Annotated in this window: 14 protein-coding genes; 6 read left to right on the top strand and 8 right to left on the bottom strand. The window is 72.7% G+C overall.

What is annotated here, in order from left to right; translation table 11 throughout:
• Positions 1-32 precede the first annotated feature (32 nt).
• From ODJ79_RS27670 to ODJ79_RS27660, 3 genes are all read right to left on the bottom strand, one after another.
• Positions 33-452 carry a VOC family protein gene (locus ODJ79_RS27670; RefSeq protein WP_263026511.1) on the bottom strand — a complete coding sequence of 140 codons (420 nt, stop codon included), beginning with the start codon at positions 450-452 and terminating at the stop codon, positions 33-35.
• A gap of 623 nt (positions 453-1,075) precedes the next feature.
• Positions 1,076-1,324, bottom strand: coding sequence for a hypothetical protein (locus ODJ79_RS27665; RefSeq protein ID WP_263026510.1), 249 nt, complete (start codon positions 1,322-1,324; stop codon positions 1,076-1,078).
• Complete coding sequence (locus tag ODJ79_RS27660) at positions 1,263-2,444, bottom strand: hypothetical protein (RefSeq protein WP_263026509.1); 1,182 nt, start codon at positions 2,442-2,444, stop codon at positions 1,263-1,265. Before ODJ79_RS27660 ends, ODJ79_RS27665 begins: the two co-directional genes overlap by 62 nt.
• Before the next feature lie 52 nt (positions 2,445-2,496).
• On the opposite strand from ODJ79_RS27660, the gene ODJ79_RS27655 reads away from it, so the two are divergent.
• Positions 2,497-3,279, top strand: coding sequence for an alpha/beta fold hydrolase (locus tag ODJ79_RS27655; RefSeq protein ID WP_263026508.1), 783 nt, complete (start codon positions 2,497-2,499; stop codon positions 3,277-3,279).
• On the opposite strand, the gene ODJ79_RS27650 is transcribed toward ODJ79_RS27655, so the two are convergent.
• From ODJ79_RS27650 to ODJ79_RS27640, 3 genes are all read right to left on the bottom strand, one after another.
• On the bottom strand, positions 3,252-4,349 hold the full coding sequence (locus tag ODJ79_RS27650) for a magnesium transporter CorA family protein (RefSeq protein WP_263026507.1): 1,098 nt from the start codon (positions 4,347-4,349) through the stop codon (positions 3,252-3,254). The two genes, ODJ79_RS27655 and ODJ79_RS27650, sit on opposite strands and share 28 nt — an antisense overlap.
• 90 nt (positions 4,350-4,439) lie before the next feature.
• Entirely contained in the window at positions 4,440-5,699 is a 1,260-nt protein-coding gene (locus ODJ79_RS27645) for an MFS transporter (protein WP_263026506.1), read from the bottom strand.
• Positions 5,656-6,570: an alpha/beta fold hydrolase gene (locus ODJ79_RS27640; protein WP_263026505.1), complete on the bottom strand. Its 915-nt coding sequence runs from the start codon at positions 6,568-6,570 to the stop codon at positions 5,656-5,658. Before ODJ79_RS27640 ends, ODJ79_RS27645 begins: the two co-directional genes overlap by 44 nt.
• Positions 6,571-6,622: 52 nt before the next feature.
• Here ODJ79_RS27640 and ODJ79_RS27635 point away from each other — a divergent pair, with 52 nt between their 5' ends.
• On the top strand, positions 6,623-7,585 hold the full coding sequence (locus ODJ79_RS27635) for an RNA polymerase sigma factor (protein ID WP_263026504.1): 963 nt from the start codon (positions 6,623-6,625) through the stop codon (positions 7,583-7,585).
• A 14-nt stretch (positions 7,586-7,599) separates the two neighbouring features.
• Here ODJ79_RS27635 and ODJ79_RS27630 read toward each other — a convergent pair whose 3' ends face one another.
• Together ODJ79_RS27630 and ODJ79_RS27625 are read right to left on the bottom strand one after the other, a co-directional pair.
• Positions 7,600-8,058, bottom strand: coding sequence for a hypothetical protein (locus tag ODJ79_RS27630; protein ID WP_263026503.1), 459 nt, complete (start codon positions 8,056-8,058; stop codon positions 7,600-7,602).
• 2 nt (positions 8,059-8,060) lie between these two features.
• Positions 8,061-10,316 carry a molybdopterin oxidoreductase family protein gene (locus ODJ79_RS27625; RefSeq protein ID WP_263026502.1) on the bottom strand — a complete coding sequence of 752 codons (2,256 nt, stop codon included), beginning with the start codon at positions 10,314-10,316 and terminating at the stop codon, positions 8,061-8,063.
• A gap of 84 nt (positions 10,317-10,400) precedes the next feature.
• On the opposite strand from ODJ79_RS27625, the gene ODJ79_RS27620 reads away from it, so the two are divergent.
• From ODJ79_RS27620 to ODJ79_RS27605, 4 genes are all read left to right on the top strand, one after another.
• Positions 10,401-10,859: an SRPBCC family protein gene (locus ODJ79_RS27620; RefSeq protein ID WP_263026501.1), complete on the top strand. Its 459-nt coding sequence runs from the start codon at positions 10,401-10,403 to the stop codon at positions 10,857-10,859.
• Positions 10,859-12,439: a phytoene desaturase family protein gene (locus tag ODJ79_RS27615; protein ID WP_263026500.1), complete on the top strand. Its 1,581-nt coding sequence runs from the start codon at positions 10,859-10,861 to the stop codon at positions 12,437-12,439. The genes ODJ79_RS27620 and ODJ79_RS27615 overlap by 1 nt, the downstream gene beginning before the upstream one ends.
• A 123-nt stretch (positions 12,440-12,562) precedes the next feature.
• Positions 12,563-13,069 carry a SigE family RNA polymerase sigma factor gene (locus tag ODJ79_RS27610; protein ID WP_263026499.1) on the top strand — a complete coding sequence of 169 codons (507 nt, stop codon included), beginning with the start codon at positions 12,563-12,565 and terminating at the stop codon, positions 13,067-13,069.
• Positions 13,066-14,076 carry a hypothetical protein gene (locus tag ODJ79_RS27605; RefSeq protein WP_263026498.1) on the top strand — a complete coding sequence of 337 codons (1,011 nt, stop codon included), beginning with the start codon at positions 13,066-13,068 and terminating at the stop codon, positions 14,074-14,076. Before ODJ79_RS27610 ends, ODJ79_RS27605 begins: the two co-directional genes overlap by 4 nt.
• Positions 14,077-14,078 lie beyond the last annotated feature (2 nt).

The following is a 14,078-nucleotide window of genomic DNA, read 5'->3' as shown; positions in this document are numbered from 1 at the left end:
GGTCGTCGCCGCGGCTGGTCTGGCCACGGTCGTCAGAGCACCAGGTCATCGTTTGCGTCGAAGATCCAGCCGTCCTCGTACAGCACCTCGAACAGGTGACCGTCCGCGTCGGTGAAATAGCCGCTGTGACCCCATGGGTTGGGGCTCGCCGAGCGTGTGACGGTGGCGCCCAGCTCCGCAGCCTTGGTCATGACTTGATACACCTCATCGGCACTGCGAGCCACATACGCAAGCGCGAAACCGGCGAAACCGCCCGGTCCACGGTCCGGCAGACCGGCGTCTGCCGCGAACGCCGCCCGGGACTGAACGGCCACCGCGACCCCACCCAGCTCGAACAGTGCGAACTCGTCCGAACCCGCTGCTGCCTTCCGCCAGCCCAGCGCCTCATAGAACGCGACAGACGCGGCCACATCGCGCACGCCGAGCAGAATCAGATTGAGCCTTTGTCGCACGGCAGGTCTCCTGAGTAAAGCCGGACCACCAGTCGGCAGAAGGGACACGTAGCCAGCCGGTGCGTGGTTGGACACGGCACCCCCGGTGGCCCTAGGCGAACAGGAAGGGAGCGCCCCACTTTAGCTTTCTGACCGGGTACTGATGAGGCCGGCGTAGGTGCGATGCCGTCAGCCGGCGGCGGATCCGCTGGCGCTGGCCCAGCCCCACCGGCGCGCCACCTCGGCCACGGTGACGCCGGCCGGGTCGGCCGCGCGCAACTGTTACGCGGCCCGATCGAGCCGGACCCGGCGCAGATACTCCATCGGCGTGGTCTGCAGGTAGCGGCGAAACGCCGACTACAACGTCCGCCCACTCGTACCGGCCGCCGCGGCGATCTGCTCCAGCGAGAGCGGCCGCGGCCACCCGGGTCACCGGCAGTTGTACGGCCGGCACACCCAACACCGGGTCGCAGTGGCTCACGACCTGGCGGCGCAAGCCGCCGCCCGAGCCCGAGCCATACGTGACCGTCGGCAACGGCCGGCTTGCACTCAACCATCACCCGCAGCCGGCGACGATCTCACCATCGGAACCGACGCCGACCCTCGCCAAGCGCCCCCGTGAACCTGTTGGAAGTCAGGCACCTCTACCGGCGCGAGTTCCTCTGGTCGGCCGCGCTCAGGAAGTCCCCGAGCGGCAACGGTTCGGGCATCGGCCGGCGTGGCTCGATCCGGCGCAGAGCGTGCTGGAAGAAGAACGAACCGAAGTCCCGCGGATAGCGGCGTGGCGATACGCCGGCGAACTCGCCGCTCGCCTTGGCCCGGTGCAGCAGCTCACGCCACTGCGCGGCGGTGGCGATGCCGACCGACGCGACCCCGTGGCAGAACAGCGCCACCTGCAGATGGTCGTAGGCCTCGACCCCGTCCAAATATCGGTGCAGCTTCTCCAGGGACGGCTGCACCGGAAAGACGCTCCAGTAGGGCACCACACCCGCCCGCAGCGTCCACCACGGATCGAGCAGCATGAACGAGTCCACGAACAGCCGGTTGCCGGGCAGCCCTCGCCGGCGGGTACCAGTCCCGGTACAGGTCGGCGACCGGCGGGCTGAGGTCCTCGGGTTCATCGAACGTGAGCCGGTGCACCCGGAAACCGTGCCGCTCGGCGAAGCCGGCGACGTCCTCGCCCAGCGCCGGCTCGAAGCCCCACTCCGCCTCGGGCGCGTCGCCGTCCGGCTCCGGCGCGTCCCACCGGGTCCGGTCGACACCGTACCGATGCAGGTAAGCGACCAACTCGTCGCCGCCCTCGCGGTACTGCGCCGGTGACATCCCGCCGACCGCGCCGAACTGGAACAGATGCCGCTCCCCCAACCGCGTCACCGGCCATCGTTTGCCGCATTCAGCCACGACGATCAGCCCGCCCGGTTCGAGGCGTTCGGCCAGGAACCGCTCGTAGGCCGGCCCGAGCGTGCGCCGCTTGACCCGGAAGTAGGCGATCCGCCGCAGGGTGAGCCGATCCTGGTTGGGGTCGTGCATGTGGTGCAGCACGTGATCCGGGTTGCGGTCCAGGAAGGCTCGGGCGGTGCCGGCGAGCGCTGCTGCGGCCCGTCGCGGTTCGTCCGGCGGCAAACCCCGTTGCCGTACCGGCAACAGCAAGGTCTGCGGCAACCACGGCACCCCGAGGGCGGCGCACAGGTGCACCAGCGCCCCACCCGACGACCCGATCACGACGGCCGGATACCGCCGCCGTGGATAGGCCCCGGCGATCCCCGCGGAGACCGCATCCATGTCCAGCCGGCCGATCTCGTCCGGCCGGCGACCCTCCGCACCGCTGAAGACGCTGTACAGCGTCTCCTGCGCCGGCGGGGGCAGCCGGGACGCCACCGCGGCGACCGGCCGTAGCGCACGGAACAGCGGCTTGCCGAGCGGCGGCGTGTCCCTCCCGTGCAGGAACCGGGCGAGCGCGACGACCATCGCCGACGCCGAGTCGAACCCGGCGACCTCGGGTGGCAGCTTCATTCCCTTCGGATTCCCGGTATCGGCGCAGCCGAATCCGGGTACCGCTCTGTTCATGACCGAGGTCGAGACCCGGCAGCACGACGGGGTGCTGGGCCGGATCCGCAGCCGCAGCGCCGGTGCCCCGCGCGCCGGCGTCCCCGAGGTGATCCTGGTGCACGGGATGACCGCCTGCGACTACCTGCTGCCCAGCCTCGCGGCAATGTCCGGCTGGACCCGGGCCCACCTGATCGACCTGCCCGGCTGCGGTGGCAGCGGCGACCCGCCGCACGAGCTGAGCGTCGCCGAGTTCGCCGCCGCGCTCGGCGACTGGCTCGACCGGCACGGGCCCGGCCGGGTCATTCTCGCCGGGCACTCCAGCGGCACCCAGGTCGCCACCGCCACCGCGCCGAGCCGCGACGACGTGGCCGCCGTCGTGCTGGGCTCGCCGGTCTTCGACCCCGCCTGGCGAACCCTGCCCGGCGTCCTCACGCGTTGGGCGCTCGATCTGACCCGGGAGCCGAGCGGGCTCGAGCGAGTCAACCGCCGCGAGCGCAAACGGGCCGGCCTCCGGCGGCTCCGGCACGTGCTGCACGAACACCGCGGCTACGACCTCACCTCGGCGGTCGCGGCCCTGCCCGTACCCACGCTGGTAGTTCGCGGCCGCGAGGACGCACTCAGCACGCGCCGATGGACGCGGCGCTTGGCCACCCTCGCTGCCGCAGGCAGCCACGTCGACGTGCCCGGACCGCACACGTTCTGCTGGCCGGACCCACGGGCCTGGTCCGAGCCCGTCCGGGAGTTCGCGCTCAGCCTCGGCACGCGGCGGGGTCAGAGCCACCCGTTGCGGCGCAGGTAGAAGTAGAGGCCGCCGGCGAGGACGACCATCACGACGGTGCTGACGAGAAAGCCGGTGTGGTGGCCGAATCCCGGATACGGCACGTTCTGGCCGTAGAAGCCGGTGACCGCCGTCGGCACGGCGATGATGGCGGCCCACGCCGCCAGCTTCTTGGTGATCTCGTTGAGCTGGGCGCTCTGCTCGTTGAGCTGGGTGGCGGCGATCCGGTCGACCCGGTCGCTCGCCGCGTCCACGGTCTCGCTGGTGCGCAGCGTGTGATCGTGGACGTCCTGGTAGTACGCCCCCAGCTCGGCGTCGACCAGATGACTGTCGGTGCGCATCAGCCGGCCGACCACCTCCTGCATCGGCCCGACGACCCGGCGCAGCGCGGCCAGGTCGGCGCCCAGCTCATACGCCCGGCGGCGGATGTCGATGGCCGTGCGCTGCCGGAACAGGTTGGTCTGCACCTCGTCGATGGCGTCGTCGAGCCGCTCGACGGCCAGGTAGTGTCCGTCTACGACGGCGTCGAGCAGGCCGTACACCAGGATGCTGATCTGGTTGTCGGCGGTGATCAGGTCGGTGTTGAGGTCCCACCGGGCGATCAGCGCGTCGATGTCGAAGTCGTCCTTGCGTACGGTGACCAACGCGCGCGGCGTGATGAACATGCTGATCTCACCGGTGGTCAACCCGTGCGGGTCCCGGCTCGCCGCGACGGCGTACAGGTTGGCGAACAGGTGCGTGCGGTAGCGGTCGACCTTGGGACGCTGGTGGGCGCTGATGGCGTCCTCGACGGCGAGCGGGTGCAACCCGAACTCGTGCGTGACGATGCCGAGATCGGCCTGGGTGGGGTCGTACAGGTCGAGCCAGACGACCGCGGCGGGGTCGGCCGCGAGCCGTTCGCTCATCTGCTCGGCCGGGAACCCTTCCTCGAGCAGTCTGCCGGCGCGGTACAGCCGCGTCCGGGTCGGACACCGCGGCGGGACGGCGGTGGAGACGCTCGGCGCGGACGGGCCCGGCGTCTGCGGGTCGCCGCCGGCGGTGACCGGCTGAGCGAGCAGGTCGTCGGCGTTCGGATCGTCGAGATCGGGCAACGGTTCACATCCCCTGCGGCGGACGAATGCTTCGTGCCCCCTCCCGCGTCCGGTCAAACTCGTACGCTCCGATGTCGACAGCACGCCGCTCTACCCAGCCGGCCGGCTCTCGGCGAAACGCCCGGCGAACGCGACGATCAGCAGCGGGAGGGCCAGCGTCCCGAGGGCGGCGATGGCGAGCGGCAGCGTCGCCAGCGCGCTCAGCCCGGCCACCACCAGGGGGCTTGCGACGAAGCCGGAGTAGGACGTGGTCGTGGCCGTGGCGACCACCGCGCCGTCGCTGTCGCGGGTCGCGGCGTAGCTGAGCAGCGCGGGTATCACCGGCCCGAACGCGAACCCGGTGAGCGCGAACGCGGCCAGGCCGAGCGGCGCGTGCGGCGCGATCCCGGCGACCACGATGCCCACCCCGCCGCCGACCGCGCCGAAAGCCAGGATGCCCCTGGTCCGAAGGCGCGGCACGGCCTGCGCGGCCAATCGGCCCAGCGAGAGCGCCAGGTAGTAGACCGCCGGCGCCGAGCTTGCCAGCAAGGGCGAGGCGTGCCGGTAGTCCTCGAGCAGCAGGGCGGACCACTGCTCCACCGCGTTCTCCATGATCAGCATGCAGGCGCCCAGCGCTCCGACGCCGATACCCACCCACCGCAGACGCCTCCGGTGGCGGGCCGCCCGCTCGGCCCGGTCGTCGCCGCCGGTCGGGTGGGCGAGGTTCAGCCCGGCCGGCGCCAGCGCCCCGACGCCGGCCACCAGGAGCCCGACGATCAGCAGGAGGACCGGCAGCGGCACGCCGAGTTGCCGGGTCAGCCCGGCCAGCGGTGCCGCGACGACCACCAGCAGCGGGAACGCCGCGTGCACCGGCTGGAACAGCCGCGCACCGGTGGACCGCTCGGCCCGGGCGATCGCCAGGCTCAGGCACACGTCCAGCATGCCGCTGGTCATGCCGACCGCGACCAGGCAGAGGCCGAGCAGGACCGGCGAGGACGCCGCGGCCAGCGCCGCGATCGTCACGCCGAACGCCATCGTGCCGGCCGCCAGCGCGGCGGGCTCGCGGCCGCGGGCAAGCCGGCCGGTGAGTGCCATGGCCGGAATCGCGCCGACCGCGACGAAGGTCAGCAGCAGGCCCAGCGTTCCGGCGGTGACGCCGACGCGCTGCTGCACCGCCGGGATGAGCCCGCTCCAGGCGCCCCAGAACAGGCCCCATGCCGCGCAGACCGCGGTCAGCCGCCACCGGGCCGAGCGCGCCCGCGCAGCGGCAACCGGCCCGACGGCCGTCAGCAGATCGATTTCCCGGACCGCAGTTGCCGTTCGTCGGTCATTCGCATCCTCCCGCGCCGGCCGCGTACCCGAGCCGCGCACCGGCAAACGCCGGATTGCTCATGAGAAACCTACCGACGGCGGCCCGGAACGCCGCCGGCTCCTCGGTGAACGGGAAGTGCCCGGACTCCGCGAACTCGACCAACTCGGCGTCCGGGATGCCGGCGGCCAGGACGCGGCTGCCGGCCGGCGGGCACACCCAGTCGTACCGGCCGACGACGACCAGCGTGGGCACGCCGATCCGGGCGAGGCCGGGCCGCAGGTCGTAGTCCGGGGCGAGAGTGCCGAAGAAGTGCTGGGCGACCTCCCCGGCGAAGCTGCTGAGCGGGAACAACCGGCCGGGGACGTCCATGTGCCCCGGCCCGGCGTACGCGGGCGCAACGTGTTCCGCGAAGGCGCGCATCGTCCCCGCGGAGAAGTCCCCACCGAACATCCGCGCGGCGAGTGCGGCCGTCTCGGGCGAGGTCCGTTCCGCCAGGCTGGGCGGTGGGTCGTCGTCGGTGAGCGGCCGCAGCGTCGCGGTGGTGTCGCAGAGAATCAGGCCGCCTGCCACGCCGGGGTGGCGCAACGCCAGGTGCAGCGCCACGAACCCGCCGCCGGAGTGACCGAACACCACCGGTCGGGCGATGCCGAGCCCGTCGCAGAGGCCGGCCACGTCGTCGGCCATCCGTTCCAGCGTGCAGGTCTCCACCGGCGGCCGCCCCGAACGGCCCTGTCCTCGCAGATCGATGAAGATCAGTTGAGCGTACGCGCTGAGCGCTCCCAGTCCGGGCCGCAGATAGCCCTGGTCGAAGCCGGGGCCGCCGTGCAACACGACGACGGTCGGCCGTTCGGCCAGCCGGGCGCCATCCACCGCCAACTGCGCGCCCTCGACGTCGAAGTAGAGACTGACGCCGTCCACGATCATTCGCATCGGGTCCTCCGATCGTCCGCCCCGCCGGGTCGGCGGGCGTGTCGGTTACCCGATGCTCGGGCTCGTTGGAAAGTTCGAGGTCCGGCTCGAGAATGTGGTCGTGGACGACGGCGAGCTCGTGGCCGCGGCCCGCGGCGGTGAGCCGGCCGCTCTCGGCCTGCTGCTGGAGCGGCACCGGGCGGCGATGCGGGCTGTGGCGGTCAGCCTGCTCGGCTGGGGTCCGGACGCCGAGGACGCGGTGCAGGACGCCATGCTGGTGGCCGTGCGCCGGATCGGCGACCTGCGCGACCCGGCGGCGGCCGGCCCGTGGCTGCGGGCGGTGACCCGGAACGAGTGCCGTGCCCGGCTGCGCCGGCATCGCGAGGTCGGGTGGGGCGACCTCGACGCCCTGCCGGCCCGGTCGGCCTCACCGGAGCAGACGATCGAGGAGAACGCGCTGCGTGACTGGGTGTGGTCGGCGATCGACTCCCTGTCGGAGCCATTGCAGGTCGCGGTGCTGTTGCGATATTTCACCGAGGCCCACTCGTACGAGCAGATCGCGGCCGCGTGCGACGTACCGGTGGGCACCGTCCGCAGCCGGCTGCACGAGGCGCGCCGCCGGCTCACCGGCCGGCTGCTGGCCGAGCGGCCGGCTGCGGATTCCGCGGCGTGGGCGGCCCGGCGCCGCCGCGAAGCCGAGGATCTGCTGGCCGCCGCGCCGCGCGGCGGCTTTCGCCGGGCGTTGGCCGCGCTGGCGGTGCCGGACCTGCGGTTGATCGGCCCGCAGGGTCAGGAGGCGTACGGGCACGACCTGCTCGTCCACATCATGGAGAGCGACCTGCGGGCCGGCGTGAGCCAGCGGCTGACCGCGGTGACCGCCGGCCGGCGAGTGACCATCCTGGAGTGCGACCTGCACAGCCCGCCAGGGGATCCGGGGCATTGCCCGCCGGGCGTGCTGTGGTTGATGCGGATGTCCGGAAGCGGCATCGAACAGATCCGCCTGTTCCATCCTCAGCCCCACACCGAGCCCGCCTAGCGGCTCCGCCTCGGTCATTCGGCGACCACCAGGGCCTGGGGTGCGGCCTGCTTCATCCGGGTACGCAGCCAGGCCTGCTGGACGGTCGTGGCCGCGGCGGCCTCGTCGACGAGGTCGACCAGGTCGGTGTCGCGCACGGCCTCGGCGGCCTGGCGGACCAGGGTCCAGCAGATGTCGCACTCGGCGGCCATCAGGTAGAGGTCCTGCAGGTCGCGGAGCAGGCCGAGGCCGCCGGTGCGGGCGCCGCGGAACAGTTCGGAGTGCAGCCGTTCCGGCTCGTCGGGGGCGTCCTCGGCGTACCGGTCGGCGAACGGGCGCAGCGCGGCGGCGCGCCGGTCGCACTGGCCGGCCTGCTGGTCGCAGAGGTGGGCGACGTCGGCCTCGTCGGCGTGCGCGGCGCCGACCTCCCGCAACGCGTTCGCCAGGGTGTCCTGGGCGCGGTGCAGCAGGCCGAGGTAGTGGGCCAGGTGCATGGTCAGGCCTCGATTCGGCGTACGCGGACGGCGGCGAGCTTGAACAGCGGCTGCTTGGAGACGGGGTCCCAGGCGGTGATGGTGAGCTCGTTGGCCGCCTGATCGGCGTAGTGGAACGGGACGAACACCGTGCCCGGCCGGATGTCCTCGATCCGGGCCGGCGCCTCGATCCCGCCGCGCGGCGACTCGATGCGGACCAGGTCGCCGTCGCCGATCCGGTACGTCTTGGCGTCGTCGGGGTTGAGCTCGACCCACACCTGCGGCGCGGCGTCGTCGAGCTGCCGGACCCGGCCGGTCTTGGTGCGCGTGTGGAACTGGTAGATGGTGCGCCCGGTGACCAGCCGCAACGGGTAGTCGTCGCCGGGCTCCTCGGGCGGTGGCTGGAAGTGCGCGGCGAGCAGGAACGCCCGGCCGTCCGGCCGCTTCGCGCGGTGGCTCTCCGCGGTGAGCTCGGCGCCGGTGGTCAGGTCCTGACCGTACGTCTCGCAGTAGTCCGAGTCGGTGTGGAACCGGCCGTCGGGGTAGAGCCGCTCGCCGCCCCACTGCACGCCGCCGTCGTGGCGCAGCCGCTCGTACGAGATGGCGGTGTAGTCGCACGGCCGGCCGGCGGAGCAGCGCTGCCACTCGCGATACGCCGACTCGGGGTCCGTCCAGGTGATCAGCGGTTTGCCGTCCCGGTCGCGAAAGCCCATCCGGCGCGCGTAGTCGAGGAAGATGTCCAGGTCGGCGCGGGCCTCGCCGGGCGGGTCGACGGCCTTCTCGCAGAGGTGGACGGTGCGGTCGGCGTTGGTGCAGGTGCCGGTCTTCTCGCCCCACGTCGCGGCCGGCAGCACCACGTCGGCGAGCTCGGCGGTCTCGGTACGGAAGATGTCCTGCACGATCACGTACAGGTCACGCCGGGCCAGGATGCGGCGGATGCGGGCCAGGTCGGGCAGGGACACGGCCGGGTTGGTGCCGCTGATCCAGAGCAGCTTGATCGAGCCCTGCTCGGCGTACCGCCAGATCTGCATGGCGTGCGTCGGCGGTGACCAGTGCGGAATGGTGGCGGCGTCGACGTTCCACAGCTCGGCCAGCTCGCGTACGTGATCGGGGTTGTCCCAGTTGCGGAAGCCCGGCAGGTCGCCGTCGGCGCCGGTCTCCCGGGTGTTCTGCGCGGTCGGCTGGCCGTTCATCTGCAGCACGCCGGCGCCCGGCCGGCCGATCATGCCGCGCAGCAGGTGCAGGTTGTTGACCGCCACCGCGGCCGCGGTCGCCTGGTTCGACTGGTAGAAGCCCTGCAGCACGGTGGAGAGCAGTCGATGCGAGGTGCCCAGCAGCTCGGCGGCCCGCTCGATGTCGGCCGGCTTCAGATCACACACTTCGGCCACCCGGTCCACCGGATAGTCGGCCACCACCTTCTCGAGGTTCTCCCGGCCGAGCGTGTGCGCGGCGACGTACGCCTCGTCGGCCCAGCCGTTCTCCAGGATCAACCGCAGCAGGCCGTTCATCAGCGCCAGGTTGGTGCCCGGCCGGATCGGCAGGTGCACGTCGGCCTCCCGGGCCACCGGCGTGGGCCGCGGGTCGACCGCGAGCATCGCCGGCGGGTTCGGGCCGCGGCGCCGGTCCAGCATCCGCATCCAGAGCACGGCCTGCGTCTCGGCGACGTTGTGCCCCCACAACGCGATCGCGTCGCAATGATCAACATCGGCGTACGAGGCGGGCTGCCCGTCGGTGCCGAAGCTCGCCTTGAGCGCCGAGCCGGAGGTCGCCGTGCACAGCCGGGTGTTGCCGTCCATGTGCGGCGTGCCGAGGCCGGCCTTCCCGATCACGCCGAGCGTGTAGTACTCCTCGAGGAACAGCTGGCCGGTGGTGTAGAAGCCGAAGTGCCCCCAGCCGCCGGGACCGGACCGCAGCTTCCGCGAGCGGGTCACGATCCGCTTCATCGCGTCGTCCCAGCCGGTCTCGACGAGCTTGCCCCGCTTGCGCACCAGCGGAACGGTGAGCCGGTCCGGGCTCAGGCCGGCCTGCCAGCCGTACACGTCCTTGGGGTCGAGCCGGCCCCGGTTGACCCGATCGGTGGCCCGGCCACGCACCCCGACCATGCGCCCGCCGCGCACCCCGATGTCGATGGCGTCGCCGTTGGAGTGCAGCAGCGAGGCCGACCGTACCCACCGCTCGGGTTCCTCGACGGTGTACTCGTCCACCCGCGCCGGCCACCGGTCACCGCGGGCGTAGGGCGTCCGAGCTCCCCACGGGTCGCCGATCCGGTCCTGATCCATGCCTCACCAATACCGCTCCCACCGGCGCATCAAACAGTTTTCGGCCGCGCGTTAGCCCGGATGCGGTGCGGGTATTCGCAGGTCATGGCAACCGTGACCCGCACGATGCGAGCCCCCGCCAAGCAGGTGTACGCGATCCTGGCCGACGGCTGGACCTACAGCGACTGGGTGGTGGGCACCGCGCACATCCGCGACGTCGACGCGTCCTGGCCAGCGGTCGGATCCCGGCTGCACCACAAGATCGGCCCGTGGCCCCTCTCGCTGCGGGACACCTCGACCGTCGTCGCCGCCGACCCCGCCCGTTCCCTCACCCTGCGCGCCGGCCTCTGGCCGCTCGGCGAGGCAACGGTCCGCTTCGACCTCTCGCCGGTCGACGACGAGAACACCCGGGTGACCATGTACGAGGACTTCCACGCCGGACCGCTGCACTGGATCAAAAACAAGATCAACGACCTGATGCTGCACGGCCGCAACACCGAGGCGCTGCGCCGCCTGGCCGAACTCGCCGAGAACGCCCGGCTGCCCGGCTCCGTCGCCCGCTGATGGCCGCATCCGACGCGATCGTCATCGGGGCCGGACACAACGGCCTGGTCGCCGCGAACCTGCTCGCCGACGCCGGCTGGTCGGTCGTGGTGCTGGAGGCGACCGCGCACCCCGGCGGCGCGGTCCGCTCGGGCCACATCACCGCCCCCGGTTACCTCAGCGACCTCTTCAGCGCCTTCTACCCCCTCGCGTACGCCTCCCCCGTCCTGGGCGCGCTGGACCTGCCGATCGAGTGGACGCACGCGCCCGCCGTCTTCGCGCACCTGCTGCCGGACGGGCGGGCCGCCACCGTCAGCCGTGACCTCGCGACGACGATGGCCTCGATGGAGCAGTTCGCGCCCGGCGACGGCGAGCGGTGGAAGGCCGTCTACGACGAGTGGGCCGCGCTGTCGCGCCCGCTCCTGGGCGCCCTGCTGACCCCTTTCCCGCCGGTACGGCACGGACTGCGCCTGCTCCGCGGACTGGGTACGGCAGGAGCCCTGCGCTTCGTCCGCCGCCTGCTGCTGCCCGCCCGCGAGCTGGGCCAGGAGTGGTTCGACGGTGAGGGCGCGCCCCTCGCCCTGGCCGGCTGCGCCCTGCACACCGACCTGTCGCCGGAGCAGGCCGGCGGTGGCGTCTACGGCTGGCTGCTCGCCATGCTGGGCCAGCAGGTCGGCTGGCCGGTCCCCCGCGGCGGGGCGCAGAGCATCACCGACGCGCTCGTCCGGCGCCTGGAGTCCCGCGGCGGCCAGATCCGGTACAAGGAGCCGGCCGAGCGGATCCTGATCGCCCGCGGCCGGGCCATGGGCGTACGGACCGCCGGCGGAACCGACCATCGAGCCCGGCGCGCCGTCATCGCCGACGTGCCCGCGCCTGCTCTCTTCCTCGACCTGGTCGGACCGCGGTGGCTGCCGCCCCGGATGATCGAGGACCTGGACCACTTCCGCTGGGACGGGGCCACCGTGAAGATCGACTGGGCGGTCGACTCGAAGATCCCGTGGAGCAACCCGGCCGCCGCCGGCGCGGGCACCGTGCACCTGGGCGCCGACCTCGACGGGCTGACCCGGTACGCCACCCACCTGGCCCTCGGCGAGGTTCCGCCGCAGCCGTTCCTGCTGCTCGGCCAGATGACCACCGCGGACAGCACCCGCTCGCCGGCCGGTACCGAGTCGGCCTGGGCGTACACCCACCTGCCGCGGCGGTCGAGCTGGCCGGCCGACGAGATCGCCGAGCACGTCGAACGGATGCAGGCAACGGTGGAAAGGCACGCGCCCGGCTTCGGCAAGGCCGTTGTCGCCCGCCACGTGATGTCCCCGGCCGATCTCGAGGACGCCAACCCGTCGCTGTCCGGCGGCGCGCTCAGCGGCGGCACGGCGGCCGCGTTCCAGCAGCTCGTCTTCCGCCCGATCCCGGGGCTGGGCCGGCCGGACACCCCGATCGACCGGCTCTACCTGGCCAGCTCGGCCGCCCACCCCGGCGGCGGCGTGCACGGCGCACCGGGCGGCAACGCCGCCCACGCCGCCCTGACCCGCGACGGTGGCCTGACCGGCGAGGCCTACCGGGCGGCGATCACCGCGGCCCACCGGGCGATCTACCGCTGAACGGAGGTGGCGTCCCGCCGCTACCTTCGCTGTCGCGCCGGGAAAGTCGTCTCGTCCTCAGGTACGCGGATCGGCCCGCTCACGGCGTCCTTATGAGCAGGACTGCCGGGACGGGGGGACGCAGTGCACATCGGGTTCGAGGAGTACGTCCGCGCCCGCGGGGACACCCTGCGGCGGTTCGCCTACCTGCTCTGCGGCGACCAGCACCTCGGTGAGGACCTCGTCCAGGAAGTGTTGATCAAGGCGTACCGGAGATGGCCGCGGATCGAGCTCGAGCAGCCGGACAGCTACCTGCGGACGGCGCTGGTCCGGTCGCACGTCTCCTGGCTGCGCCGGCGGGCCAGCCGGGAACAGGTCGGCGTCCCGGCCGACGCCGGCACCGGCCAGACCGCGGACTTCGCCGTCCGGCACGCGATGCGCGACGACCTCTGGACCCGGCTGGGCCGGCTCACCCGGGCGCAGCGCGCGGTGCTGGTGCTCCGCTATTACGAGGATCTCGACGACCGGCAGATCGCCGAGGTGCTGCGGTGCAATCCCAGCACCGTACGCGTGCACGCCGCCCGCGGCCTGGGTCGCCTCCGGGCCGATCTCGCGTCGCCCACCACGAACGTGTCGGGAGCAGCACAATGACGCTCGAAGAAGACCTGCAGCGGACTTTGCGGGAAGAAGCGGCAAAGCCGGCAATCCGGCCGGACCTGCTGGACCGCGTACGTGTGGGGGTGCGCCGCGACAAGCGCAGGCGAACCGCGATGCTGGGTGCCGCGGCTCTGCTGACGGCCGCGGTGGCCGTGCCGGTGGTGCTGGTCGGGCGTTCACCGTCGGGGCCCGCGCGGATTCCCGCCCCGCCGAGCTCCGCGATCGCCAGTCCGCCCACGCCGTCGCCGTCGGTCACGCTGCCGTCCACGGTCGTCTGGGAGAAGCCACGGCTGGCGATGCCCGCCTTTCCCCTGACCCCCGGCTGGCTGCCGGCCGGGCTCGGCCCCCGGCGGGTCGACCAGCTCGGCCGCAACGTCCTGCTGATGTACGAGGACGGCCGCGGGGACGTCCTCTCCGTCGAGGTGGGACCGGTTCCCGGGGACTGGGAGGTGGAGGGCGAGGGTGACCACCGGTCGACCGTCGGCTCGGCATCCGCGACGGTCCGCACGACGAGCAGCTACGACGGCGCACGCCCCGGCGACCGCTATGTGGGTGTCCGCTGGAAACTGGCCGACGGGCAGTGGGCTCAGGTGCTCAGCTTCGGCCCGCGCACGGAGTCCCAGGTGCTGCGGTTCGCCCGCGGCCTGCACCGGCAGACGCTGCCGGCCTCACCGGCGCCGTTCCGCATCGCGGAGGTGCCGCACGGCCTGACCCTCGGGCAGGTGTCGGGGCAGTTCCTGTGCCTGGTGCCGCCGCCGGTCACCCGCGACACGATGCAGCAGGGCCTGTGCGTGCACGTGGAAGCGGCGCCGGCGGAGAAGCCGTCCGGGGTGAGCGTCACGGTCGCCGGCCGTCCGGCGACCTTCACGGGCGACTCTCAGCTGCAGATCGATCTGGGACAGAAGCGAGTGCTGATCGTCGAGTCGGACCGCAGCGCGGTCGGGCTCACCGCCGACGAGCTGGTCCACTTCGCGTCCGGGATAGAGGTCGCCGGCCCCTGAGC

The sequence above is a fragment of the Actinoplanes sp. KI2 genome (assembly GCF_025630775.1).
Taxonomy (GTDB): Bacteria; Actinomycetota; Actinomycetes; order Mycobacteriales; family Micromonosporaceae; genus Actinoplanes.
Note: the sequence above shows the minus strand (reverse complement) of the source record. Positions and strands in the feature narration are given on the sequence as shown.